Source organism: Streptomyces sp. AM25, assembly GCF_058146165.1.
Genome location: NZ_JBKIWN010000014.1, coordinates 43,547 through 67,671 on the forward strand (window position 1 = coordinate 43,547; position 24,125 = coordinate 67,671).

23 protein-coding genes are annotated in these 24,125 nt (G+C 71.6%); 7 read left to right on the forward strand and 16 right to left on the reverse strand.

The genetic code is table 11. The features are described from left to right. Nucleotides 1-20 precede the first annotated feature (20 nt). Together ACLHRZ_RS19265 and ACLHRZ_RS19270 are read right to left on the reverse strand one after the other, a co-directional pair. Nucleotides 21-1,805 (reverse strand): SDR family oxidoreductase, encoded by a 1,785-nt coding sequence (locus tag ACLHRZ_RS19265; RefSeq protein WP_490419711.1) that lies wholly within the window; start codon nt 1,803-1,805, stop codon nt 21-23. Then, the gene (locus ACLHRZ_RS19270) at nt 1,802-2,677 is read right to left on the reverse strand and encodes a M24 family metallopeptidase (RefSeq protein ID WP_490419712.1); all 876 of its coding nucleotides are present in this window, start codon (nt 2,675-2,677) and stop codon (nt 1,802-1,804) included. The genes ACLHRZ_RS19265 and ACLHRZ_RS19270 overlap by 4 nt, the downstream gene beginning before the upstream one ends. Before the next feature lie 256 nt (nt 2,678-2,933). On the opposite strand from ACLHRZ_RS19270, the gene ACLHRZ_RS19275 reads away from it, so the two are divergent. Genes ACLHRZ_RS19275 through ACLHRZ_RS19290 form a run of 4 tightly spaced genes read left to right on the forward strand, consistent with a single transcriptional unit; the run spans nt 2,934 to nt 6,483 of the window. Then, nucleotides 2,934-3,941, forward strand: coding sequence for an ABC transporter ATP-binding protein (locus tag ACLHRZ_RS19275; protein ID WP_490419952.1), 1,008 nt, complete (start codon nt 2,934-2,936; stop codon nt 3,939-3,941). Continuing rightward, entirely contained in the window at nt 3,931-4,839 is a 909-nt protein-coding gene (locus tag ACLHRZ_RS19280) for an ABC transporter permease subunit (protein WP_490419713.1), read from the forward strand. The genes ACLHRZ_RS19275 and ACLHRZ_RS19280 overlap by 11 nt, the downstream gene beginning before the upstream one ends. Beyond that, nucleotides 4,839-5,750: an ABC transporter ATP-binding protein gene (locus ACLHRZ_RS19285; RefSeq protein WP_490419714.1), complete on the forward strand. Its 912-nt coding sequence runs from the start codon at nt 4,839-4,841 to the stop codon at nt 5,748-5,750. Before ACLHRZ_RS19280 ends, ACLHRZ_RS19285 begins: the two co-directional genes overlap by 1 nt. Before the next feature lie 13 nt (nt 5,751-5,763). Then, nucleotides 5,764-6,483, forward strand: coding sequence for an ABC transporter permease subunit (locus ACLHRZ_RS19290; RefSeq protein WP_490419715.1), 720 nt, complete (start codon nt 5,764-5,766; stop codon nt 6,481-6,483). Between the two features lie 53 nt (nt 6,484-6,536). On the opposite strand, the gene ACLHRZ_RS19295 is transcribed toward ACLHRZ_RS19290, so the two are convergent. Beyond that, complete coding sequence (locus ACLHRZ_RS19295; protein WP_490419716.1) at nt 6,537-7,814, reverse strand: CynX/NimT family MFS transporter; 1,278 nt, start codon at nt 7,812-7,814, stop codon at nt 6,537-6,539. 57 nt (nt 7,815-7,871) lie between these two features. Continuing rightward, nucleotides 7,872-8,585 carry a FadR/GntR family transcriptional regulator gene (locus ACLHRZ_RS19300; protein WP_490419717.1) on the reverse strand — a complete coding sequence of 238 codons (714 nt, stop codon included), beginning with the start codon at nt 8,583-8,585 and terminating at the stop codon, nt 7,872-7,874. Between the two features lie 114 nt (nt 8,586-8,699). On the opposite strand from ACLHRZ_RS19300, the gene ACLHRZ_RS19305 reads away from it, so the two are divergent. Next, on the forward strand, nt 8,700-9,443 hold the full coding sequence (locus tag ACLHRZ_RS19305; RefSeq protein ID WP_490419718.1) for a rhomboid-like protein: 744 nt from the start codon (nt 8,700-8,702) through the stop codon (nt 9,441-9,443). Here the strand turns inward: ACLHRZ_RS19305 and ACLHRZ_RS19310 are convergent. From ACLHRZ_RS19310 to ACLHRZ_RS19350, 9 genes are all read right to left on the reverse strand, one after another. After that, nucleotides 9,385-10,209: an HAD family hydrolase gene (locus ACLHRZ_RS19310; protein WP_490419719.1), complete on the reverse strand. Its 825-nt coding sequence runs from the start codon at nt 10,207-10,209 to the stop codon at nt 9,385-9,387. The genes ACLHRZ_RS19305 and ACLHRZ_RS19310 overlap by 59 nt on opposite strands. Then, the gene (serS, locus tag ACLHRZ_RS19315) at nt 10,206-11,483 is read right to left on the reverse strand and encodes a serine--tRNA ligase (RefSeq protein ID WP_490419720.1); all 1,278 of its coding nucleotides are present in this window, start codon (nt 11,481-11,483) and stop codon (nt 10,206-10,208) included. Before serS ends, ACLHRZ_RS19310 begins: the two co-directional genes overlap by 4 nt. Before the next feature lie 615 nt (nt 11,484-12,098). Beyond that, entirely contained in the window at nt 12,099-13,034 is a 936-nt protein-coding gene (pheA, locus tag ACLHRZ_RS19320; RefSeq protein WP_490419721.1) for a prephenate dehydratase, read from the reverse strand. A gap of 72 nt (nt 13,035-13,106) precedes the next feature. Continuing rightward, nucleotides 13,107-14,396, reverse strand: a complete 1,290-nt coding sequence (efeB, locus tag ACLHRZ_RS19325; RefSeq protein ID WP_490419722.1) for an iron uptake transporter deferrochelatase/peroxidase subunit — start codon at nt 14,394-14,396, stop codon at nt 13,107-13,109. After that, the gene (locus ACLHRZ_RS19330; protein ID WP_490419723.1) at nt 14,396-16,288 is read right to left on the reverse strand and encodes a copper resistance CopC/CopD family protein; all 1,893 of its coding nucleotides are present in this window, start codon (nt 16,286-16,288) and stop codon (nt 14,396-14,398) included. Before ACLHRZ_RS19330 ends, efeB begins: the two co-directional genes overlap by 1 nt. A 7-nt stretch (nt 16,289-16,295) precedes the next feature. After that, nucleotides 16,296-16,763, reverse strand: a complete 468-nt coding sequence (locus ACLHRZ_RS19335; protein ID WP_490419724.1) for a copper chaperone PCu(A)C — start codon at nt 16,761-16,763, stop codon at nt 16,296-16,298. Continuing rightward, on the reverse strand, nt 16,763-17,416 hold the full coding sequence (locus ACLHRZ_RS19340) for an SCO family protein (RefSeq protein WP_490419725.1): 654 nt from the start codon (nt 17,414-17,416) through the stop codon (nt 16,763-16,765). The genes ACLHRZ_RS19335 and ACLHRZ_RS19340 overlap by 1 nt, the downstream gene beginning before the upstream one ends. Nucleotides 17,417-17,487: 71 nt before the next feature. After that, entirely contained in the window at nt 17,488-18,222 is a 735-nt protein-coding gene (locus ACLHRZ_RS19345) for a YcnI family copper-binding membrane protein (RefSeq protein ID WP_490419726.1), read from the reverse strand. A gap of 103 nt (nt 18,223-18,325) precedes the next feature. Continuing rightward, the gene (locus ACLHRZ_RS19350) at nt 18,326-19,144 is read right to left on the reverse strand and encodes a hypothetical protein (RefSeq protein WP_490419727.1); all 819 of its coding nucleotides are present in this window, start codon (nt 19,142-19,144) and stop codon (nt 18,326-18,328) included. 214 nt (nt 19,145-19,358) lie between these two features. Between ACLHRZ_RS19350 and ACLHRZ_RS19355 the strand changes: the two genes are divergently transcribed. Further along, nucleotides 19,359-19,844, forward strand: coding sequence for an ATP-binding protein (locus ACLHRZ_RS19355; RefSeq protein WP_490419728.1), 486 nt, complete (start codon nt 19,359-19,361; stop codon nt 19,842-19,844). Nucleotides 19,845-19,857: 13 nt separating this feature from the next. On the opposite strand, the gene serB is transcribed toward ACLHRZ_RS19355, so the two are convergent. Continuing rightward, nucleotides 19,858-21,084 (reverse strand): phosphoserine phosphatase SerB, encoded by a 1,227-nt coding sequence (serB, locus tag ACLHRZ_RS19360; RefSeq protein ID WP_490419729.1) that lies wholly within the window; start codon nt 21,082-21,084, stop codon nt 19,858-19,860. 87 nt (nt 21,085-21,171) lie between these two features. Continuing rightward, nucleotides 21,172-22,080 (reverse strand): LysR family transcriptional regulator, encoded by a 909-nt coding sequence (locus ACLHRZ_RS19365; protein ID WP_490419730.1) that lies wholly within the window; start codon nt 22,078-22,080, stop codon nt 21,172-21,174. Between the two features lie 212 nt (nt 22,081-22,292). Here ACLHRZ_RS19365 and serC point away from each other — a divergent pair, with 212 nt between their 5' ends. Then, nucleotides 22,293-23,456, forward strand: coding sequence for a phosphoserine transaminase (gene serC / locus ACLHRZ_RS19370; protein ID WP_490419731.1), 1,164 nt, complete (start codon nt 22,293-22,295; stop codon nt 23,454-23,456). On the opposite strand, the gene ACLHRZ_RS19375 is transcribed toward serC, so the two are convergent. Next, complete coding sequence (locus ACLHRZ_RS19375; RefSeq protein ID WP_490419732.1) at nt 23,433-24,122, reverse strand: response regulator; 690 nt, start codon at nt 24,120-24,122, stop codon at nt 23,433-23,435. The genes serC and ACLHRZ_RS19375 overlap by 24 nt on opposite strands. Nucleotides 24,123-24,125 lie beyond the last annotated feature (3 nt).

Consider the following 24,125-nt stretch of genomic DNA (forward strand, 5'->3'; position numbering starts at 1 on the left):
TCTGCCTCTACGTTCTGCCTCTACAGCTTCGGCTCGATGCGGGCGAGTGCACGGCGCACCCGCGGGGTGAAGCGGGACAGGAAGCGCAGTCCGTGCGCCTCGGGGGTCACGGGCACCACGGCCCGGTCGTGGAGCACGGCCTGCAGGACGGCGTCGGCCACCTTCTCCGGCGGGTAGTTGCGCAGGCCGTACAGCTTGGCCGAGCTGGCGCGGCGGCGCTGCTGCTCCTCCTCGGAGACCCCGGTGAACCGGGCGGTGGTGGTGATGCCGGTGTTGACGATGCCCGGGCAGATCGCGGAGACCCCGATGCCCTGTCCGGCCAGTTCGGCGCGCAGGCACTCGCTGAGCATCAGCACCGCCGCCTTGGAGGTGCTGTAGGCGGCGAGGGCCCGGGACGGCTGGAAGGCCGCGGCGGAGGCGGTGTTGACGATGTGGCCGCCCTGGCCGCGCTCGGCCATCTGGCGGCCGAAGGTCCGGCAGCCGTGGATGACGCCCCACAGGTTGACGTCCAGGACCCGCCGCCAGTCCTCGGCCGAGGTGTCCATGAACGTCCCGGAGAGCCCTATGCCGGCGTTGTTGACGAGCACGTCCACCACGCCGTACTCCGCGGCGACCTTGGCGGACAGCTTCTCCATCGCCTGCTCGTCCGCGACGTCGGCGCACTCGCCCCACGCCTCGGGCGCCCCGACCAGCCGGGCCAACTCGGCCGTGCGGGCGGCCCCTTCGGCGTCCCGGTCGACCGCCACGACCCGGGCGCCCGCCTCCGCGAAGGCGAAGGCCGTGGCCCGTCCGATGCCTCCGGCCGCGCCCGTCACCAGCACCAGGCGGCCGCCGAAGCGCTCCGCGTACGGCCCCTTCGCGGCCGGTGTGCGCGCCGCCGGTGCGCCGGCCCCGTCCTTGCTGCCCTCCTGCGCCGTGACGAACTCTGCGAGCCACGCGGCCAGTTGGTCCGGCCGGGTGCGCGGCACCCAGTGCTGCCCCTCCAGGGTGCGCCGCACGAGCTGCGGTGCCCACCGCTCCAGGTCGTCGTAGAGGTGCTGCGAGAGGTAGCGGTCGCCGGTCGGGACGATCAGCTGGACCGGGACGTGGGCGTAGGCGTCGGGGCGCGGGCGGCGCAGTCGGGAGCGCACGTTGTCGCGGTACAGCCAGGCGCCGTGCGCGGCGTCGGAGGGCAGGGAGCCGGTGGGATAGCCGTCGGCGGGGAGCCGCTCCAGCCGCTCCAGGATGCGCGGCCAGCGGGCGCCGAGCGGGCCGCGCCAGGCCGCCTCCGGCAGCCGGGGGGTGTGCAGCGCGTAGACGTACCAGGAGCGGGCGCCCTGGCCGAGCAGCTGGGCGGCCCGGCGCGGGGTGGGCCGGGCGGCACGCCGGTTCAGCCAGTGCCCGAAGTGGTCGAGGGAGGGGCCCGAGATGGAGGTGAAGGAGGCGATGCGCCCCTCCGTGCGGGCGACAGTGGCGAACTCCCAGCCCTGCACCGAGCCCCAGTCGTGCCCGACCAGGTGCACCGGGACGTCCGGGCTCACCGCGTCCGCCACGGCCAGGAAGTCGTCCGTCAGCTTCTCCAGGGTGAAGCCCCCGCGCAGGGGCTGCGGTGCCGTCGAGCGGCCGCAGCCGCGCACGTCGTAGAGCACCACGTGGAAGCGGTCCTGCAGGCGCAGCGCGACCTTCTCCCACACCTCCTTGCTGTCCGGATATCCGTGCACCAGCACCACGGTCGGCTGTGCCGCATCGCCCAGCTCCGCGACGCACAGCTCGATCCCGCCCGTGCGCACCCGGCGCTCGCGCGCTCCTGCCAGGCCCCGGTTCATGCGGCTCTCCCCTCCTGTCCGCGCCGCACGTGCGGCAGATCGTCGTCCAGCCAGAACGCGCTCTCCTGCGGATCCCGGGAGTCGGTGACCACCAGGAGCTCCTCGAACTTCGCGCCCGTGCCCCGGAAGCCGAGGTGCGGCTCCACCGCCCACAGGCCCGGCTGCGGCGGATGGTCCGAGAAGCGGTACGGGCTCCACAGCGGCGACCAGCCCTCGCGGTGGCCGTGGAGTGCGTCGGAGGCCAGGCCCTTGAGCGACTGCGTGCCGAACCCGAACACGTGCGGCGACCAGCGGCGCTCGCGCACCCGGTCCACCTTGTGCGCGATCACGCCGAACGGATAGGCGCGGTGCCGGTTGGCGTATCCCTGGCGGATCATGAGGCGGTCCACGTCCGCGTAGATCTCGCGCAGCGGCCTGCGCTCGCGCACCTCGCGCAGGATCAGCTCGCGGTGCGCGCCGAGGTCGGCCATGAGCCGGTCGTGCAGGGGGTTCGGGCCGAGGCAGCCCGAGTAGCCGATGTCGGCCGTGAAGCCCCGGTGGACCGGCGCCATGTCGAGGATGAACGGCATCCCCGGCTCCAGCCGCCGCCCGGTGGGGAAGAACTGCAGCGGCACCCGGAAGCCGGTGAAGGCCGTGCGGTCGCCGAACCAGGCGAACGGCAGGTGGAACCAGTCCCGCACGCCGCGCCGGCGCAGCCACTCGCGCTGCATCCGGGCCGCCTCCCGCTCCGTCACGCCCGGGCGGAGCTGCGCGGCGACCTCCTCCGCGCACGCATACGCCAGGCGCTGCACCTCCCGGAAGCCGCCGAGCTCCCCGGCCCCCGGCCCGGTCCGCGCCCGGGGGCTCCCGGGCGCTCCCACCACAGCCGTCATGCCCACCCTCCGTTCTCCCGGACGAACCCCGAAGCCACGTCCGCAAGTTGACACTGATGAATGTGACAATGTCCGGCGGCTGCGTCAAGACCCCCGGGCATCCCTGTGGAAAACCCTGGCGCACCGCCACCTCGGGGGTCCTCCCCCTCCTTTCAGCCCCCGTTCCCGGGGCCGTGTCAGACCCGAGGACTACACGCATCCCACCATCAGGTCTGACGACGTCTGTGGCCCGCGCCACTACCGTCGAAGAGTGACTGTGATCGCCACCGAAAGCCTCAGCAAGCGGTTCCCCCGGGTGACCGCCCTTGACCGGCTCTCCGTCGACATCGGTCCGGGAGTGACCGGACTGGTGGGGGCGAACGGAGCCGGCAAGTCCACATTGATCAAGATTCTGCTGGGCCTCTCGCCGGCCACCGAGGGCCGCGCCGAGGTGCTCGGCCTCGACGTCGCCACCCGGGGCGCGGAGATCCGCGAGCAGGTCGGCTACATGCCCGAGCACGACTGCCTGCCGCCCGACGTCTCGGCCACCGAGTTCGTCGTCCACATGGCCCGCATGTCCGGCCTGCCGCCCACCTCGGCCCGCGAGCGCACGGCCGACACCCTGCGCCACGTGGGTCTCTACGAGGAGCGGTACCGCCCCATGGGGGGCTATTCGACGGGCATGAAGCAGCGGGTCAAGCTGGCCCAGGCGCTCGTCCACGACCCGAAGCTGGTCCTGCTGGACGAGCCCACCAACGGCCTCGACCCGGTCGGCCGGGACGACATGCTGGGCCTCATCCGGCGCGTCCACACCGACTTCGGCATCTCGGTGCTGGTCACCTCCCACCTGCTCGGCGAGCTGGAGCGCACCTGCGACCACGTCGTCGTCATCGACGGCGGCACACTGCTGCGCTCCTCCTCCACCAGCGACTTCACCCGTGACTCCGGCTCGCTCGCGGTCGAGGTCACCGACTCCGACGCCGTCCCCGACGGCACAGGCGCGCTGGCCGCCGCCCTGGCCGCCGCGGGCCTGACCGTGCAGCCGGCCGGCCGCACCGGCGAGTACGCCGCCGCTGGCTCCGGCCACGTCCTGCTCGTCGACATCGCGGGCGAGGAGACGTACGACACCGTGCGCGACGCCGTCGCCGGACTCGGCCTCGGCCTGGTCCGCATGGAACAGCGCCGGCACCGCATCGCCGAAGTCTTCCGGACCGACGAGCAGCCACAGCAGACGCACGCCTGGGGCGCCGCCCCGCAGGAGAGGGGCAGCACCGATGCCGCCTGAGACCGCAGCCGCACCCGTGCCCCCCGCACCGGACGTCATCCACAACATCGGCTACCGCAGCTACGGCGGCGCCCGGCTCGGCCGCGCCTACGCCCGCCGCTCGCTCTACTCCCAGAGCCTGCGCGGCGCCTACGGCCTCGGCCGCTCGGCGAAGTCCAAGATCCTGCCGATGCTGCTGTTCGCCGTGATGTGCGTGCCCGCCGCGATCGTCGTGGCCGTCGCCGTCTTCACGAAGATGAACCACCTGCCCCTGGAGTACACGCGCTACGCGATCTACCTCCAGGCGGTCATCGGCCTGTTCCTCGCCGCCCAGGCACCGCAGTCGGTCTCCCGGGACCTGCGGTTCAAGACCGTGCCGCTGTACTTCTCCCGGCCGATCGAGCGCGTCGACTACGTGGTGGCCAAGTTCGCCGCCATGGCCACCGCCCTGTTCGTCCTCACCGCCGCACCCCTGGTGATCCTCTACGCGGGCGCCCTGCTCGCCAAACTCGACTTCGTCGACCAGACGAAGGGCTTTGCACAAGGACTGGTCTCCGTGGCACTGCTCTCCCTCCTCTTCGCCGGCCTCGGCCTGGTGGTCGCCGCGCTCACCCCGCGCCGCGGCTTCGGCGTCGCCGCCGTCATCGCCGTGCTGACCATCTCCTACGGCGCGGTCAGCACCGTCCAGGGCATCGCGCTCAACACCGACAACACCCAGATCATCAGCTGGCTCGGCCTCTTCTCGCCGATCACCCTGATCGACGGCGTGCAGACGGCGTTCCTCTCCTCCTCCACCGCCTTCCCCGGCGGTCACGGCCCGGGCGCCGGAGCCGGGGTGGTCTACCTCCTGGTCCTCCTCGCCGCCGTGGCGGGCTCGTACGGCCTGCTGATGGCGCGCTACCGGAAGGCGGGGCTGTGATGACCACGATCCACATCGACAACGTCTCGCGCTGGTTCGGCAACGTCGTCGCCGTCAACGACGTCTCCATGACGATCGGCCCCGGTGTCACCGGACTGCTCGGCCCCAACGGCGCCGGAAAGTCCACCCTCATCAACATGATGGGCGGCTTCCTCGCCCCCTCCACCGGAACGGTCACCCTGGACGGTCAGACCGTCTGGCGCAACGAGCAGATCTACCGGCACATCGGCATCGTCCCCGAGCGCGAGGCGATGTACGACTTCCTGACCGGCCGGGAGTTCGTCCGGGCCAACGCCGAGCTGCACGGCCTGGGCGCGGCGGAGGCCCAACGGGCGCTTGCCACGGTCGAGATGGAGTACGCACAGGACCGCAAGATCTCCACGTACAGCAAGGGCATGCGGCAGCGCGTGAAGATGGCCTCCGCGCTGGTGCACCAGCCGTCCGTCCTGCTGCTCGACGAGCCGTTCAACGGGATGGACCCGCGGCAGCGCATGCAACTGATGGACCTGCTGCGCACGATGGGCGCCGAGGGCCGCACCGTGCTGTTCTCCTCCCACATCCTCGAAGAGGTCGAACAGCTCGCCGCCCACATCGAGGTGGTCGTCGCCGGACGCCACGCCGCGTCGGGCGACTTCCGCAAGATCCGCCGGCTGATGACCGACCGCCCGCACCGCTACGTCGTACGCTCCAGCGACGACCGCGCCCTCGCCGCGGCGCTCATCGCCGACCCGTCGACCGCAGGCATCGAAGTGGACGTCAAGGAAGGCGCGTTGCGCATCCAGGCCGTCGACTTCGGCCGCTTCACCGAGCTCCTGCCGCGCGTCGCCCGCGCGCACGGCATCCGGCTGCTGACGGTTTCCCCGTCCGACGAGTCGCTCGAATCGGTCTTCTCCTACCTCGTCGCGGCCTGAAAGGAGCCACCCCGTGTTCAACAGCACTGTCGCCCGGCTCACTTACCGGGCCGTCCTCGGCCGTCGCCGCGCCCTGATCCTCTTCGCGCTGCCCGCACTGCTGATCGCCCTGTCGGCCCTCGTGCGCGCCCTGACGGGCGCGGACGACCAGACAGCCGTCAACGTCCTGGGCGGCTTCGCACTCGCCACCATGGTGCCGCTGATCGGCGTCATCGCAGGAACGGGCGCGATCGGTCCGGAGATCGACGACGGCTCGGTGGTCTACCTGCTGGCCAAGCCCGTCAAGCGGTCGACGATCACCATCACCAAGCTGATCGTGGCGATCGGGGTCACGGTGGCCTTCTCGGCGATCCCCACGCTGATCGCGGGCTTCCTGCTCAACGGCAACAGCCAGCAGATCGCGGTCGCCTACGCGGTGGCCGCCGCGGTCGCGTCCGTGGCGTACAGCGCGATCTTCCTGCTGCTGGGCACGGTGACCCGGCACGCGGTCGTCGCGGGCCTCGTCTACGCGCTCGTCTGGGAGTCGCTCTTCGGCAACCTCGTGCCGGGTGCCCGCACGCTGAGCGTGCAGCAGTGGGCACTGGCACTGGCGCAGAAGATCGGCGCGGACGGGACCATCACGTCGGACGTGGGCCTGCCGATGGCGCTGGTGCTGCTCACCGGGGTCACAGCGGCGGCCACGTGGTTCGCGGTCAGCAAGCTGCGCTCGCTGACCTTGGCCGGGGAAGAGTGACACGAGGGGGGCCTGCTGCGAGCAGGCCCCCCTCGTTCCGTTCAACCGCCCCGTCAGACCTTCCGGTCGCGCCCCGCGCCCAGCCCCAGGAACACCAGCGCCGCACAGGCGACCAGCAACAGACCGATCGGCAGCGTCCAGTCGCCGGTCACCTGGTGGACGGCACCGATGGCGAACGGGCCGACGGAGGCGAGCAGATAGCCGCCGGTCTGCGCCATGCCGGACAGCCGGGCCGCCGTGTGGGCGTCACGGGTGCGCAGCACCATCAGCGTCAGGGCGAGCCCCAGCGTGCCGCCCTGCGCGACACCCATCAGCGTCGCCCAGACCCAGGCACCCTCGACCGGGGCGACCAACAGGCCCGTCACACCGGCCGACATCACGGCCACGACGACGACCGACAGCAGCCGCTGGTCGCGCATCCGTCCGGCGAGCATCGGCACCACGAACGAACCGACCATCTGCACCAGGGTGTAGAAGGCGTAGACCATCCCCGCCGTGCCCTTGCTCATGCCGTGGTCGGTGAAGATCGTAGGCATCCAGGCGATGCAGACGTACGCGATCAGCGACTGCGTGCCCATCAGCAGGGTGACCTGCCAGGCGAGCGGTGAGCGCGAGAGCTTCGGGCCGTCGTCCGCGGAGTGCTTGGCCACGGCCGCCGCGGCGCCGTGCGGGGTGCCCCGGCGGGCCGCGACCGCCTGCGGGATCCAGACGGCCGCCGCGATCACGGCGAGCAGCGACCAGGAGGCGAGGGAGCCCTGCCAGCCGCCGAGGGCGTTCTCCAGCGGTACGGAGGAGGCTGCCGAGCCCGTGGCGCCGAGGATCAGCGTGGTCGAGTAGAGCGCGGTCATGCCGGCCGCCCGGTCCGGGAAGTCCCGCTTGACCAGGCCCGGCATCAGCACGTTGAGCAGGGCGATCGCGGTGCCGACCAGGGCGCAGCCCACGAACAGCGCGGCGACCGGCGGCGCGACGCGCAGCAGGATGCCCCCGGCCAGCAGCACGAGCGCGCCGCACAGCGCGGCCTCCGTGCCCCAGCGGCGGGCGAGCCGGGGCGCGAGGATCGAACCGAGGCCCATGAAGACCAGCGGGATCGTGGTGACCAGGCTGCTCGCGGCGGAGCCCAGGCCGAAGTGGTCGCTGATCTCGCCCATCAGCGGCGAGACCCCGGCGAGCGCGGCCCGCATGTTGAGCGAGGCGAGGACGATGCCGAGCAGCAGGAAAGCGGGGTGGGCGATCAGGCTGCGCCGCGCGGCCGCGACCGCGGGAGTGGGCGCCAGGTCCTCCTCCGCGTCGATCAGCGGTATGCCGGTCCGGTCGGTCCTCGTATCCGACATGGGGGTGCCTCCGTGGGGGGTGCTGGGGGGAAAGTGTGTGCGGGCGGTGCGCGCCGGTCAGTCCTCGGCGTCGAGCAGCGATTCGACGGCCTGCTTGGGACGTTCGAGGAGGGTGCGCGCCGCGCGGGAGGCCGTCTCCGGGTCGCCGGAGGCGATGGCCTCCATCAGGGCGTGGTGGTCGCCGTGGACGATGCGCGGCATGTCCCGGTCGCCGAGCGCGGTGACCAGCGCTTCCCGGACGGAGCTGCTGAACCAGGCGTAGGTCGCGGTCAGCGCGGGGTTGTGCGCGGCCTCCACGACGGCCCGGTGGAACTCGACGTCGTGGTCGGCGTACAGCTCGAGGTTCCCGGAGTCGGGCTGGCCCTCGGGGTCCTCGAAGGCGCGCTGCGCCTCCAGCGCGGTCCGCATCCGCTCCAGGTCGGCGGGCTCGTGCCGCAGGGCCGCCAGCCGGGCCGCCTCGGCCTCCAGGGCGATCCGCAGCTCCAGGACGTCGCGGATCCCGGCACGCTGCACTCCGCGCATGATCTCGGCGGGGTCGGCGGTGGAGACGACGAAGGTGCCCTCGCCCTGGCGCGACCGCAGCATCCCGGCGTGCACCAGGACGCGCACGGCCTCGCGGACGGTGTTCCGCCCGACCTGCAGCTGCTCGGCGAGCGCGTGCTCGGTGGGGATGCGCTCGCCGACCTTCCACTCGCCCGCGGCGACCTGCGCACGCAGCTGTTCCACGACGGTGTCCACGAGGGACTGCCGTCCCGCGGCACGCAGGGCCATGTGTTCTCCGGATGCTGGCGGGGCGGCCGCCTTGGGCCTGCCGGGTCAACCTATTGCCCAGTCATCCTACAACTCTTTTCCCGGGCGCCGCAGGGCCGTCCGGGCTACCGTCGAATGGTGGACGCGGCGAGGCTGTGGTCAGGGCTCCGGACGGAGGTCGGCGCCTGGGTGCGCTCCTCGCCCGGCACCCACATCTGGCTGCTGATCATCGGCGTCACCAGCCTGGTGATCGCCTCGGCCAGCGAGGGGCTCTCGGCCTTCCTCCTGCACCGCAACAGCAGCAACATCCACGAGCTCAACAAACACCCGCTGCAGTCGCTGCTCATCAGCGGCTTCTGGATCGAGCAGCCGTCCTCGTTCCTGCTCTACGCCGTGTTGTTCGAGATCTTCCACGCCAACGTCGAACGCTGGATCGGCACCCTGCGCTGGCTCGTCACGGTCGCCGTGGCCCACGTGGCGGCCACCCTCATCAGCCAGGAGGTGCTGCTGCTGGCCATCGAGCACCACTCCGCCCCACACGCGATGAAGCACGTTGTCGACATAGGGGTCTCGTACGGGCTCGCCGCCGCAGCGGGCATCCTCACCTACCGTGTGCCACGGCCCTGGCGTTGGCCGTACCTTGCCGGGGTGCTGCTCTTCTTCGCGCTGCCGCTGGTGACCGGAGCCACCTTCACGGACATCGGGCACGCCCTCTCCGTGGCGCTGGGGCTGGCCTCCTGGCCGCTCACACGCGACTGTCCGACCTGGGACTTCGGCCGGCTGGCCGAAGTCGCTGCTGTCGACAGGGCGCTCAGACCACTCAGGCGAAAAGACGCTCCAGGACGACCGCGATCCCGTCCTCGTCGTTCGACACGGTGACCTCGTCGGCCACGGCCTTGAGGTCGGGGTGGGCGTTGGCCATGGCGACGCCGTAGGAGGCCCAGCCGAACATCGGGACGTCGTTCGGCATGTCGCCGAAGGCGATGGTGTCGGCGGCCTTCATGCCCAGCCGGCGCGCGGCCAGCGAGAGGCCGGTGGCCTTGCTCAGGCCGAGCGGCAGCAGCTCGACGATGCCGGCGCCCGCCATCGTCACGTCCACCAGCCCGCCCGCCACCCGGCGCGCGACGTCCGCCAGGTCGTCGTCACCGAGCTCCGGGTGCTGGAGGTAGAGCTTGTTGAGCGGGGCCGTCCACAGCTCGCCCGGCTCGGTGATGGGGACGGCCGCGACCGGGCCCTCCTGGATGCTGTAGCCGGGGCCGACCAGCAGGTCGCCGTCCAGGCCGTCACGGCTGGCGGCGAGGAACAGCGGACCGGCCTCCGCCTCGATCTTGGCGAGGGCGATCGCGGCGAGCTGCCGGTCCAGCGTCACGGACGTCAGCAGCCGGTGTTCACCGGCGTGGTAGACCTGCGCGCCCTGACCGCACACCGCGATGCCCCGGTAGTCCAGGGCGTCGAGGACGTGCCGGGTCCAGGCGACCGGCCGGCCGGTGACCACGATGTGCGCGGCACCGGCCTCGGTGGCCCGCCGGAGGGCGGCACGGGTGCGCTCCGACACCGTCTCGTCGGAGCGCAGCAGCGTGCCGTCCAGGTCGGTCGCCACCAGACGGAAGGGCAGGGCCTCCGGCGCGGGCGCAGGTGCACTCACTTGGCGACAGGCTCCAGCAGCTCACGGCCGCCCAGGTACGGGCGCAGCACCTCGGGCACGCGGACCGAGCCGTCGGCCTGCTGGTGGTTCTCCAGCAGCGCCACGATGGTGCGCGGGACGGCGCACAGCGTGCCGTTCAGCGTGGCCAGCGGCTTGACGCTCTTGCCGTCGCGCATGCGCACCGACAGGCGGCGGGCCTGGAACTCGTCGCAGTTGGAGGTGGACGTCAGCTCGCGGTACTTGCCCTGGGTGGGGATCCACGCCTCGCAGTCGAACTTGCGGGAGGCGGAGGCACCGAGGTCGCCGGTGGCCACGTCGATCACCTGGAAGGGCAGCTCGAGGCTGGTCAGCCACTGCTTCTCCCACTCCAGCAGGCGCGCGTGCTCCGCCTCGGCGTCCTCCGGCGCGACGTACGAGAACATCTCGACCTTGTCGAACTGGTGGACGCGGAAGATGCCCCGGGTGTCCTTGCCGTACGTGCCGGCCTCGCGGCGGAAGCAGGGCGAGAAGCCCGCGTAGCGCAGCGGCAGCCGGTCCGCCTCGACGATCTCGTCCATGTGGTACGCGGCGAGCGGGACCTCGGACGTGCCGACCAGGTAGAAGTCGTCCTTCTCCAGGTGGTAGACGTCCTGTGCGGCCTGGCCGAGGAAGCCGGTGCCCTCCATGGCGCGCGGCTTGACCAGGGCGGGGGTGAGCATCGGCGTGAAGCCGGCGGCGGTGGCCTGCGCGATGGCGGCGTTGACCAGGGCCAGCTCCAGCAGGGCGCCGACGCCCGTCAGGTAGTAGAAGCGCGAGCCCGACACCTTGGCGCCGCGCTCGACGTCGATCGCGGCGAGCGTCTGGCCGAGCTCCAGGTGGTCCTTGGGCTCGAAGCCCTCGGCGGCGAAGTCGCGCGGGGCGCCGACGGTCTCCAGGACGACGAAGTCGTCCTCGCCGCCGCGCGGCACGTCCGGGTGGACGAGGTTGCCGACCTGCAGCAGCAGGCGCTGCGTCTCGGCGGCGGCCTCGTCCTGCTCGGCGTCGGCCGACTTGACGGCCGCGGCGAGCTCGCCGGCCTTCTTCAGCAGCTCGGCCTTCTCGTCGCCGGACGCCTTGGGGATGAGCTTGCCGAGCGCCTTCTGCTCGGAGCGGAGTTCGTCGAAGCGGACGCCGGACGACCTGCGCCGCTCGTCGGCGGAGAGCAGCTCGTCGACGATGCCGACGTCCTCTCCACGGGCACGCTGGGACGCGCGCACTCGGTCGGGGTCCTCACGAAGCAGGCGAAGGTCAATCACCCCTCCAGGCTACCGTTACGGGCTGCGCGTCCTCGACGCGATATTCCCTTTCATGGCGATTTGCACCATTCTGGCGCGACAGGAAATGGCGGAGTCGTCGCCGGGAATCGCTCTCGCGTCACTCTCGCGGGCGGCGGTCTGGGAGTTGCCGGAAATTACCGGAAAAGGGGGCCGTGGTGGTTCCGTACCTCCGAGAGCGCCTGTGTGCAGCGGGAGTTGGGCACCCCTGTTGTCCACAGGAGCAGCCTCCTCCGGTTCTTTGTCCACAGGCTGTGCGCTCAATCTGTGGATGTCGGAACTTTGGGTTCCGCTACTTCCGTCCTTCAGTGGGCATTTCCCGGATAAACCCCTTCTGGTTGCTCGTTCGAGTGGTATCTACCCACCCCAAAGGGTTGTTCGAGGCTTTTCGACTGACGTGCGGCGTGGAGGTGGCCGGTGGTCGGCTGTGGACGAGTGCATGGATGGCTAGAGAGATTTGTCGACCTTGACCGTTTCGCCAGGGCGCTCGGCACCCTGCTCTGTCGACTTATCCCCAGGTCGAGAACGGCCTGTGGATAAGTCTGTGGGTAACCCTGTGGGGAAACCGTCCCGCCCGTCCCGCCCGGCCCCTCCGGCTCAGGACCGGCCGTCCTGGCAGCGTGCCAGCCACTCCGCCGCGGCCACGAAGTCGCCGTCCGACGTGCCGTACCGCGGTTCCGGCGTGCCGTCCGGGACCGCGCCCGCCCGCGGGTACGAGCCCAGGAACCGCACCTTCGGGCAGATCCGCTTCAGCCCCATCAGGGCCTCGCCCACCCGGCGGTCGCTGATGTGCCCCTCGCAGTCGACCGAGAAGCAGTAGCGGCCCATGCCCTCGCCCGTGGGACGGGACTCGATGCGCATCAGGTTCACCCCGCGCACGGCGAACTCCTGCAGCAGCTCCATCAGCGCACCCGGGTGGTCGTCCCGCAGCCAGACGACGACGGACGTGCGGTCGAGGCCCGTACGCGCCGCCGGACGTGCCGGGCGGCCGGCCAGGACGAAGCGCGTCTGTGCGTTCTGCGCGTCGTGGATGTCGGTGACGAGAGGCTCGAGTTCGTACGTCGCCGCGGCGAACTCGCCCGCGAACGCGGCGTCGTAGCGGCCCTCGCGGACCAGCCGGGCGCCGTCCGCGTTGGACGCCGCCGACTCCCACACGGCGTCCGGCAGATGGGCGGCCAGCCAGTTGCGCACCTGGGGCTGGGCGACCGGGTGGCCGGTCACCGTCTTGATGTCGCCGAGGGCGGTGCCGGGGCGGACGAGGAGGGCGAAGGTGATCGGGAGGAGCACCTCCCGGTAGATCATCAGCGGTGCGCCGGTGGCGAGTTCGTCGAGGGTCGCCGTGACGCCGCCCTCGACGGAGTTCTCGATCGGCACGAGGGCGGCCGCGGCCTCGCCGTTGCGGACGGAGTCCAGCGCCGCCGGGACGGAGAGCATGGGGATCAGCTCACGGGTGGCCGCCTCGGGGAGGGTGCGGAGGGCCGCCTCGGTAAAGGTGCCTTCCGGGCCGAGGTAGGTGTAGCTGCTGGCGGACATCACGCGAGCTCTCCTCCGTATCGATCACCATGGGCCCCGCCACGATAGCGGGGGCGGGCACTGCGCACCGCCTCAGCCCTCCAGCAGCCGCTGCCCCACGTACTCCCCCTCCGCACAGCCGCCCGGCACCGCGAACAGTGCACTCGACTCGTGCCGCAGGAAGCGCGACAGGCCGTCGCCTCGGTCCAGCTTCCGCTGCACCGGCACGAACCCCTTGAGCGGGTCCGCCTGCCACGCGACGAACAGCAGGCCCGCGTCCGGTGCCCCGTCGTCGCGGAAGCCGTCGTGGTACGAGAAGGCGCGGCGCAGCATGGCCGCCCCGCGGTTGGACGCCGGTGCGGCGACCCGGACGTGCGCGTCCCCCGCGATGGCCAGCGAGCCGTCGGAGCCCAGCTTGTCCAGGTCCACCGGGGTGGTCTCCGTGCCGCCGGACAGCGGTGCGCCGTCCGACTTGCGGCGGCCGATCACCTTCTCCTGACGGTCCAGGGACAGCTGCTCCCAGCTGTCGAGGAGCATCCGGATGCGCCGCACGACCGCGTACGAGCCGCCCGTCATCCAGGCGTCCGCTCCCTTGCGGTCCTCCGGGACGAACACCTTGGCCGCGAAGTCGGCGTCCGACGTCTTGGGGTTGTTGGTGCCGTCCACCTGTCCCATCAGGTTGCGGGCGGTCATCGGCCGGCCGGTCGCGCCCGGCGTGCGGTTGAAGCCGTTCATCTGCCAGCGCAGCCGTGCCGTGCCGTCCGCCTGCTTCTGCAGCAGCCGCAGGGCGTGGAAGGCGACGAGGCCGTCGTCCGCGCCTATCTGCACCCACAGGTCGCCGTCGCCGCGCTTGGGGTCGAGCGCGTCGGCCGTGAAGGCCGGCAGGGGCTCCAGCGCGGCGGGCCGCTTGTCGGCCAGGCCGGTGCGGTCGAAGAAGGTGTGTCCGAAGCCGAAGGTGACCGACAGGGACGACGGTCCGGCGTCCAGGGCGATGCCCGTGTCGTCGCCCTTGGGTGCCCGGCCCGCCATCAGTTCGGCCGCCGTGTCCGACCAGCGGCGCAGCAGCGCGGCCGCGGCCTTGCGGTCGGCGCCGGGCGCCAGGTCGAAGGCGATCAGATGACCGTGGGCCTGTGCCGGGTCGGCGATGCCGGACTGGTGCGTGCCGTGGAAGGGCACGGTGGCCGTGCCGACGCCGGACAGCGGTGCGACGTCGTCCCGCAGGGCCTCCGCCCCGAACGCGCCGCCCGCGCCGCCGACCACGAGGCCGGCGGCGCCCACGGCGCCCGCGGTGCCGAGCAGGCGCCGACGCGAGAGAGCGGGCTGTGCACTGTTCGTCTGACCGGTCTTGCTCTTCTGCTCGACCTTGTCTGTCGTGTCTGCCATCAGTTGATCTTCACGTTCCCGGTCTCGGTGACCTGGTCGATGTCGGAGGTCCGTACGGTCAGGGTCAGTTGCCACGTACCGGCCATCGGCAGCTGGAAGCCGGTGGCCTGCCAGCGCCCTGCGGACTGCCGCTGCAGGGCGGTGCGCAGCGGGCCGATCGCCTTGTCCTTCTCGGTGAACGAGACGTCCAGCTCCGGGACGTCGGCCGGCTTGCCGGAGGCGTCGGTCAGCTTGACGTCGACGGTGTTGGCGCCGGCGCGGGCCGGACCGACGGTGATCACGGCGGTGCCGCGGCCGTTCGGGCCGCCCGTGTCGTAGGGGATCGTCACCTCGGCCGGTCCGGTCGAGGCCGGTGCGGTGTTCCCGGCGGATCCCGCCTGCCGCTGCTCGGTCTCCGCGCGGCCGGGCTGCGTGCCGGTCAGCACGGTGGTGACGGCGAGCAGGACGACCGCGACCGCGGTCTCGGCGAGCACGGCACGCCGCAGCCCGGCGCGGCCGGTGTCCGCGTCGCGCTCCCGCTTCCCGGCCGCCTTGGCGAGCGCGGCCCGCTGCCGGGCGAGTTGTGCGGCGCGCTCGGGGGAGGCGCCGGACTGCGCAGCGGGCACCTTCGCCTTGGTGGCCTTCTTCGGCTCCGTCCGCCCGTCCGTCAGCCGTCCCGTCCACCGCCGCGAGAAGAACGCGACGGCCAGCATGACGGCCACCAGGCCGACCTTGACCAGCAGCCAGCGCCCGTACTCCGTGTCCGTCAGCGCGTCCCACGAACCGACCTGCCGCCAGGACTGGTAGAGCCCGGTGGCCACCAGCACGCAGACCGAGCCGAACGCCAGCCGGGAGAAGCGCTGCACTTCCGCACGCCGCACGGGCTCACCGGACCACAGCGTGGCCAGCAGTGCGGCCAGACCGCCCAGCCACACCGCGACACCCAGCAGGTGCACGATGTCGACCGGCATGGCCAGCCACGCCTGAAGCCCCTGTGACGCGTGCTCGGCCAGCGCCCACGTCGCGGCCAGGCCGCCCGCGACGAGCGTGCCGCCGACCGCCAGCCCGTAGGCCACCCCGCGCCGTTCGGCGAGCGTCTGCGCCGAACCGCCGTTCCGCGCACCGCCCTCGGCGTACGTGCCGAACAGCACGGCCAGGAACACCGCCGCCGCGCTGAGCAGCAGCAGCCGGGACAGCAGCGCCGCACCCGGCTTGGTGGACAGGACGTCGCCCAGCAGCGACAGGTCGAGGACGGAGCCCATCCCCTTGCCGCTCGTGTACGCGCCGCGCAGCAGCAACAGCACCGTGGTGGACAGGAACAGCGCGATCCAGCCGCCGACCGCGACCCGCTGCACCGGCCGCGACGAGCGGCACACGCCGGCGAACACACAGCCGCCGACCAGCAGCACGAAACCGCCGTACGCCGCGTAGCGGCCGATGCCGTAGAGCGTGCCGACCGCCGGGTCCGTACCGGCGGCCGCCGACTGCGCGGTCACCGTCGTCTTCGACGGCGCCCCGACGGAGAAGGTGAACGCCCCGGCCACCGGATGGCTGTCCGCTGAGACGGCCTGCCAGGCCACCGTGTACGTGCCGTTCGCGATCCCGGCCCGTACCGCCACCGCCGCCGTGTCGGACTTGCCGTCCAGATGGGCGGGCCTGCCCTCGTCGACGCGCTTGCCCTGAGGGTCCAGGACGCGCAGCGAGTCGGCGTTCAGCAGCACGCCTTCGGAGAAGGTGAGCCTGATCTGCTGCGGTGCGGAGGGCACCACCGACCCGTCCTTCGGGTCGGTGGAGACGAGCGCGGCATGCGCCGACGCGGTGCCCGCACCCAGGCTCAGCACGCACACGAGTGCAGCGAACAGGGCGCACAGAAGTGCCCGTATGCGCCGGGCGGCGGTGGCCTGAGTCGTCATCGCAACGTCAGCCCTTGGGGCGGTAGGTTGCGGACTCGACCGGCACCTGGATCTTGACGGGTGCCGACGTGGCGAAGTGCAGCGTGAATTCGATCTTCTCGCCTTCCTTCGGCTTGTGCGCCAGCTTGCCGAGCATCAGGTGCGTACCGCCGCGCGACAGCGTGAGTTCGCCCTTCGCGGGCACCTCCAACTGCTCGGCGTGCTTCATCTGCTCGCCCTCGGTGGTGTGCAGGGTGACGTCCTGCGAGAGCGGGCTGGTGACCTTGGTGAGCGTGTCGGCCTTGCCGCCGTCGTTCTTGACGGTGAAGTACGCGGCCGCCATGTCGTCCATGGCGGGCTGCGGCATGTAGGCGCCGCTCACGGACAGTTCGGCCTTCTGCGACTTCTTCTCCGCATCGCAGCCGGTGACCGCGAGGAGCCCTCCGGCGAGCAGCAGCGGAAGGGCGGCGGCGGTGGCGACGGTGGTCCTGCGCATCACGGGTTCTCCCCCTTGACGATCTTCGGGAGATCCTGGGCGTACTGGTCGGCGGTGGTGGACGAGGTGTAGATCCAGTGGGCCGCGTCGTCCTTCGGCGAGAAGCCGATGACCTCGGCGCCGTGGCTGACGGTGATCGAGCCGTCCTTCTCCTTCTTCGGCTTCTCCACCAGGATGCCGAGCGGCTTGGCGGCGGCCTGGATGGTGTCGAAGTCACCGGTCAGGCCGACGATGTTCTGACCGCCCTGTGCGTCGAGCCACTCGCGCATGCGCTTGGGGGTGTCGCGCTCGGGGTCGGTGGTGACGAAGACGACCTGGAGCTTCTCCTGGTCCTCCTTGGACAGCTTCTTCGTCGCGGTCGCTATGTCGGAGACGACCGTCGAGCAGACGTCCGGGCAGTAGGTGTAGCCGAAGTAGAGCAGGACCGGACGGCCCTTGGTCTCCTTGGCGAGCTCGTACTTCTTGTCCGACGTGTCCGTCAGGACGAGGTCCGGCTTGTCCTTCGGGGTGTCGAGCGTGATGGCCGCCTTCTTGGACTGCTCGGCGGAGACATCGGCGATGGGCTTGTCGCTCTTGTCGGACGAGCCGCCACAGGCGGTCAGGGTGAGCGCGGCGGCCATGGCCACGGCCGCGCCCAGGATCTTGGTGCGCATGAGTTCTTCCCGGGGTCTGCCGGGCGGGCCCGCGGCGGGCCCGCCCGGTGTGGGGCGGACGGCGGTGCGGGTCAGGCGGCGTCGGTGGTCTTGCGGCGACGGCCGGCGAACACACCGTAGGCGACGCCGGCCGCGCCGATGGCTATGCCGGCGGCGCCGAGGGCACGGGCGGTGGTGTCCGAGCCGGAGGAGCCGGACTTCTCGGTGGCGGCGGCCGCGGGCTTGTCGTCCGCCTTGCCGCCTGCCTCGGCACCGGCCTTGTCGACGAGCTTGAGCACCGGGGCCGGGTGCTCGGGCTCCTGGCCGCCCGGCTTGGAGGCGTCGATCCAGCGCACCACGTCGTCGTCGGAGTAGGTCTGGAGCGCCTTGAAGGTCAGCTGGTCGGCGTCCTTGGGCAGCGGGCCGACCGACAGCGGGAACTGCTGGAACTGGCCCGGGTCGATCTTGCCGCCGGACCAAGTGATCTTGGTGACGGCCTCGTTGACCGTCTCGCCGTGCATCTGCACCGGCTTGTCGAGCTTCGACTTCTCGACCTTGATGTCCCAGCCCGGCACGGGCTGCGGCATCACCGAGGTCAGCGGGTGCTGCGGGTCGAGCGTGAGCTCCAGCTTGACCGTCGAGGCGTTGTCCTTCTCGTTCGGCACCTTGAGGGCGATGGTGCCGTAGCCGCCCTTCTCGGCGGTGCCGGGCTGCACGCTCACGTGCGCGAAGGCGGGGGAGGCGAGCAACAGCACGCCGCCCGCGGCGACACCGGCGGCGAGGGGGAGACGGCGGCGCAGCCGGGAGACGGCAGAGGTTGCGTTCATGGGATGACACTCCACAGGCAGGAGGGACGAGAGAGGCGTTCGGCGCGCGTGCGGCAGCAGCGCGGACGCCCTCCCGACGTCAATGCCGGAGTACGCCGCGTCGTCAGGCCGCGAGGGCGAAGCGCGGCGGTCCCCGCCTGGTCACGAAGTGCTGGAGCTCCGGCTCGCGGACCGGGCGCTCGTCGTCCCCGTGGGCGTGCCGGACGGACGGCACCTCCTGCGCGTCGGCAGCCGGGTGCACCAGCGACCGTACGAGCACCAGCGCGGCGCGCAGCGACCGTATGAGCGCCGCCTCCGCAACTCCCTGCGCCCCCTGGGCCGACAGCTCCAGCGCCCGCCACAGCGCGGCCTCGCCGCGGCGCAGCACCCAGCCCAGGACCAGGGCCGCGAGGACATGGCCGAGCAGCATCGGGAGGGAGGAGGGGAAGACGTGCGCGAGAAGGTCGCAAGGGCCGGAACCGGCCGTTGTGCCCATGGACATCCCGTCCATCGGCGCCGCCCCCGGCACATGGGCCGCGGGGTCGAACCCGGCGTCGGTGATGACCTGGCGTGCCTGGGCGGGGGTCATCCGGTGCGGCTGGTTGCACACCAGCTGCGCCGCGAAGTCGATCAGCCGCCCGTCGGAGCGGGTCTGCTGCCGGACCGTCTCGGCGCCCTGCTGCCCGAGCCCGAACAGCGCGTGCAGCGCGAGCTGGCCCACGGCCAGCAGCGCTGCTATCCCCGGCAGCGAGCGCTCCCGGCCGGCCAGCGGCACGGCCACCGCGAAGACCGCGGCGCACCCCGCGCCCAGCGTCCACAGCGGCACGCTCGCGCAGGAGGCCAGCACGTGCCCGCCCGCGGACAGCAGAACACAGACCGCGGTGAACACCGCGGCCCGTATCAGTCGCAGATCCGCGCCGGCGCGCGCGACGGGGTGAGGCATGGCTGCGCCATCATCCCACCGCGACCGCCCCCCACCCACGGGGGGTGTCCGGATTTCCACCGCGGCCGTCCGGATCCTCCTCATCGGCGCCATACACCGCAGGACCACCTCCGCACATCGGCCGAATGAGCGGACTCACACACCCGGCAGGCTTACGGGCGGCCTGTCCCGGCTATACGTATCGGTATGTCGAGCCGCAGCCAGGAGGCTGAGCATGAGCATTTGGTGGTCACTCCATTTGCGGCGCGAGGCTGCGAGCGTTCCGCTCGCCAGGCGCCTGCTGATCGGTGCCATGGAGACGGCCGGAGTCGATCCCGATACGTCCTATGACCTCGCCGTGGCATTGAGCGAGGCCTGCGCCAACGCCGTCGAGCACGGCGGTGACTCCTCCGCCGGCTACCGCGTCACCGCCCTGATCGACGGGGACACCTGCCGCATCGAGGTCACCGACTCGGGCCCCGGATTCACCGGAGGCCCCCGTTCCACGGCCCGCCCTCATCCGGCGTGTCACCCCCGCCCGCAGACCCCGGTCTCCGTCCAGGACGAACACGGCCGGGGTCTCTTTCTGATCGCCTCCCTCACCGATCATGTCCGTGTCCGCAACCGCCCCGGTCGTCAGGGGGCGGTGGTCAGCTTCGACAAGATCCTCAAGTGGAGAGAAGGCGGCCCGCCGGCGGGGACGCTGCTGCGGGCTTCGTGACGGCCGTGCCGCCTCAGGCCCTTTCCGCCTGCTCCTGCGGCCCGTCCGGCTCCAGTTCCTCGCAGGGGATGCCGAGCAGGTAGAGGAGCGCGTCCAGGAAGGGGACGTCCAGGGAGGCGGGGGCCGCACCCCGGACGACCGGCTTGGCGTTGAAGGCCACGCCGAGACCGGCCGTGTTGAGCATGTCGAGGTCGTTGGCCCCGTCGCCCACCGCCACGGTCTGGGACAGCGGAATGCCCGCCTCCATGGCGTACCGGGTCAGCAGACGGGCCTTGGCCGCGCGGTCGACGATCTCGCCGGTCAGCCGGCCGGTGAGCCTTCCGTCCCTGATCTCCAGGGTGTTGGCGGCGGCGAAGTCGAGGCCGAGCCGCTCCGCCAGGTGGTCGGTCACCTGGGTGAAGCCGCCGGAGACCACGCCGACCCGGCAGCCGATGCGCCGGAGGGTGCGGATCAGGGTGCGGGCGCCGGGCGTCAGCCGCACCCGGTCGCGGACCCGGTCCACCACCGAGGCGTCGAGCCCGGCCAGCAGGGCCACCCGGGCGTGCAGCGACTCCCGGAAGTCGAGCTCTCCGCGCATCGCCGCCGCGGTGATCCCGGCGACCTCCGGCCCGCGGCCCGCGTACTCGGCGAAGAGGTCTATCACCTCGTCCTGGATGAGGGTCGAGTCCACGTCCATCACCACCAGACGGCGGGCCCGGCGGGACAGGCCCGCCTCCGAGACGGCGAAGCCGGCGCCCAGCTGCCCCGCGGTCCCCGACAGGGCCTCGCGCAGCACCTTCGTCTCCACTCCGGAGACGAGGAACTCGACCGCCGTCACCGGGTGCCGGGCCAGGGGGGAGATGCGGTCGATGCTGCCGCCGAGCCCGGAGATCCGTGTGGAGACCGCGGCGGTGTCCCGCGCGCTCAGCGGGTATCCCACGACGATCAGGTGGGACCGGTCCGGGGCCCCCGGCAGGTCGCCGGCGAGACGGCCGCCGGGGGCCACCTCGGCGTGCACCTCCATCTCCGACGCCCACTCCTGGACGGCCGACCGCAGCCGGCCCGCCGTCAGTGCGCCCGGCCCCGGGGTGGAGATGCGGGCGCACAGGGTGACGCGCTCGCGCGTCCGCACCTTCTCCACATCGACGACCGTGGCGTCGAAGGCGGCGAGCTGTCTGAACAGGCTTCCGGTGATGTCCGGCCGGTCGCGTCCGAAGACGCTGACGAGCGTGGTGGAGGAGGGATCGCCGGGGTCCGGCATGTTCCGCGGTCCTTTCGGTGGTGAGAGAGCCGGGTGGGAGAGCCGGACGGAAGAACCGGCAGAAGCGAGCGAGGTGGGGGAGGGGGCTCAGGCCGCGGCCACGCGCAGCCGGACGGGCTCGGCCCGGCGCCGGGCCCGGTGCTCGGCCAGGGTGTCCCTGACGACCTCCGTGAACTGCCGGGCGAGCGGGTGCGCCCCCTGGAGCGGATGGACCAGGGACAGGGGCACGACCGGCGCCCCCGAGAGGGGGATGAACCGCACGGCCGGATGCAGCTGGCGGCGCAGGACGAGTTCGGGCACGACGCCCACGCCCTTGCCGGCGGCGATCAGTTCGAGCCACTCGTCGAAGTTCCGGCAGTCGACGGTGGTCCTCGGACGGCGGTCCTCGGGCCAGTCCTCGACCTGGGTGATGCCGCTGACGGTGTTCATCACCAGGGGATGGTGGGTGAGTTCGTCCCAGGCCAGCCGTTCCCTCCGGGCGAGCGGTGACGTGTGGAGCACGGCCGCGACGCGCTGTTCATCGCCCAGGTGCACCACCCGCATGCCCCGGGTCGCGGGCTGCGCGCGCAGCAGCGCGACATCGACGACCCCTTGGTCGGCGCCCGCCAGGGCCTCGTCCCTGCGCACGGGCTCCACGCCGACACCGGTCTTCGCCTCGAAGCGGGCGATGGCGTCCTGCATCCAGCCGTCCGGCAGCAGCCAGGTGAACCCCAGCCGGAGCAGGGCGCCTTCCGTGCGCGGCGACAGGGCCTCCTCCAGGCGCGGGAGCAGCAGGCGCAGTTCGTCCCGGAGGCGCTCACCGGCACTGCTGAGGTTCACCGACCGGGTGGTGCGGTCGAACAGCCGGACGTTCAGCGACTCTTCGAGGCGGTGGATGCTGCGGGTGAGACTGGGCTGGTTGGTTCCCAGCGCGACAGCGGCCCGGGTGAAGCTGAGGGATTCCGCGACCGCGAGGAAGGCTCGCAGGTGTCGGATCCCCACATCCGTCCCAGCCAACAGGGCTCCTTTTGCATTGCGGTGTCACGGCATCGCCGCCTGTGAACACCTAGGATGGTGGCCGTTCGGCACAGTCCGCGACTGCTCCAAAGATTCGCCGGATGCGTCCAAGAGACCACCGGACGCGCTCCGGATGCTTCTTCCGGTGTCTGCGGTACGCCTTCAGGCGGGGAACGGCGGTTACGGGACGGCCGGGTGATTACGGTCCTGTCGTGGTCGACATTCAGATTCCCGCTGACATCAAGCCCGCCGACGGTCGTTTCGGCGCGGGCCCGTCCAAGGTGCGTCCGGAGGCCCTGGCCGTCCTGGCCGCCACCGGCACCTCCCTGCTCGGCACCTCCCACCGCCAGGCCCCGGTGAAGAACCTCGTCGGCCGGGTACGCTCCGGAATCCGCGAACTGTTCTCCCTCCCCGACGGCTACGAAGTCATCCTCGGCAACGGCGGCTCCACCGCCTTCTGGGACATCGCCACCCACGGCCTCATCACCCGCAAATCCCAGCACCTCTCGTTCGGCGAGTTCTCCTCGAAATTCGCCAAGGCCGCGCAACTCGCCCCCTGGCTCGACGACCCCACGGTCATCGCCTCCCCGCCCGGCACCCACCCCCAGCCGCAGGCCGAAGCAGGCACCGACGCCTACGCCTTCACCCACAACGAGACCTCCACCGGCGTCGCCGCCCCCCTGCACCGCGTCACCGGCGCGGACGAAGGCGCACTGGTCCTGGTGGACGCCACCTCGGGCGCCGGCGGCCTGCGCGTCGACATCACCGAAACCGACGTCTACTACTTCGCCCCGCAGAAATCCTTCGCCTCCGACGGCGGCCTCTGGCTCGCCGCCTTCTCCCCGGCCGCACTCGAACGCGCCGCCCGCATCCACGCCTCCGGCCGCCACATCCCCGCGTTCTTCTCCCTGCCCACCGCCATCGACAACTCCCTGAAGAACCAGACCTACAACACCCCCGCCCTCTCCACCCTCTTCCTCCTCAACGAACAGCTGGAATGGCTCAACAGCCAGGGCGGCCTGGACTGGGCAGTACACCGCACCGCCACCTCGTCGAAGACGCTGTACGGCTGGGCAGAGGCCTCGAAGCACGCGACACCGTTCGTCACCGACCCGGCACAGCGGTCGCAGGTCATCGGCACCATCGACCTCACCGACGACGTCGACGCCGCCGCCGTCGCCGCAACCCTGCGCGCCAACGGCATCGTCGACACCGAGCCCTACCGCAAACTCGGCCGCAACCAACTGCGCGTGGCCATGTTCCCCGCCATCGACCCGGCCGACATCGAAGCCCTCACAGCCTGCATCGACTACGTGATCGAGCGGCTCGGCCGGGATACAGGCCAGGGCGGTTCACTCCCTCGGCAACAGGGCTGAGCCCGTCGCCTTGTTGTAGGCGTCGAGCCGTGAAACGGCGCCCAACTTCTGGAATATGTTGCGCAGATGGCGTTTCACCGTGCTCTCGGTGATCCCGAGCCGCGTGGCGATCTGCTGATTGCTCAGCGCCTGTCCGACGAACGTGAGGATCTGCAACTCGCGTTGTGACAGCGGTCCTTCCACCACGGGCGGCAGCGGCTTGTCCGGCACGGCGGGTGCGGGATCAGTACCCGTGCCCGTGCCCAGAATTCCTCTGCGCGAGGCGGAGATCGTGACGTGATCCGCGGACGAGCGTGCGCTTCTGATGGCGAACACCAGCTCGTCGCGGGTCACTCCCTTGTGCAGGAACCCCCTGATGCCCTTTTCCACGAGAGTGTGGATGAGTGCTGCGTCGTCGTCGTGCATGGTGAGCACGATGACCGCTGTACCCGGCGAGGAATCGGCGATCGCCGTCACCGTTTCCGCCGGACTGTTGGACGGCATTTCGACGTCCAGCAGGACGATGTCCGGCCGGTGTCTTCGCACTTCCTCGACGGTGGCCCGGCCGGTGCCCGCCTCCGCGACGACTTCGAAGTCGTCCTCGAGATGCAGGACATCGGCCAGCGCGCCGCGCAGCAGCGCGTGGTCGTCGGCTATGAGAATGCGCGTCACTGGCGCCAGGCTCATGGT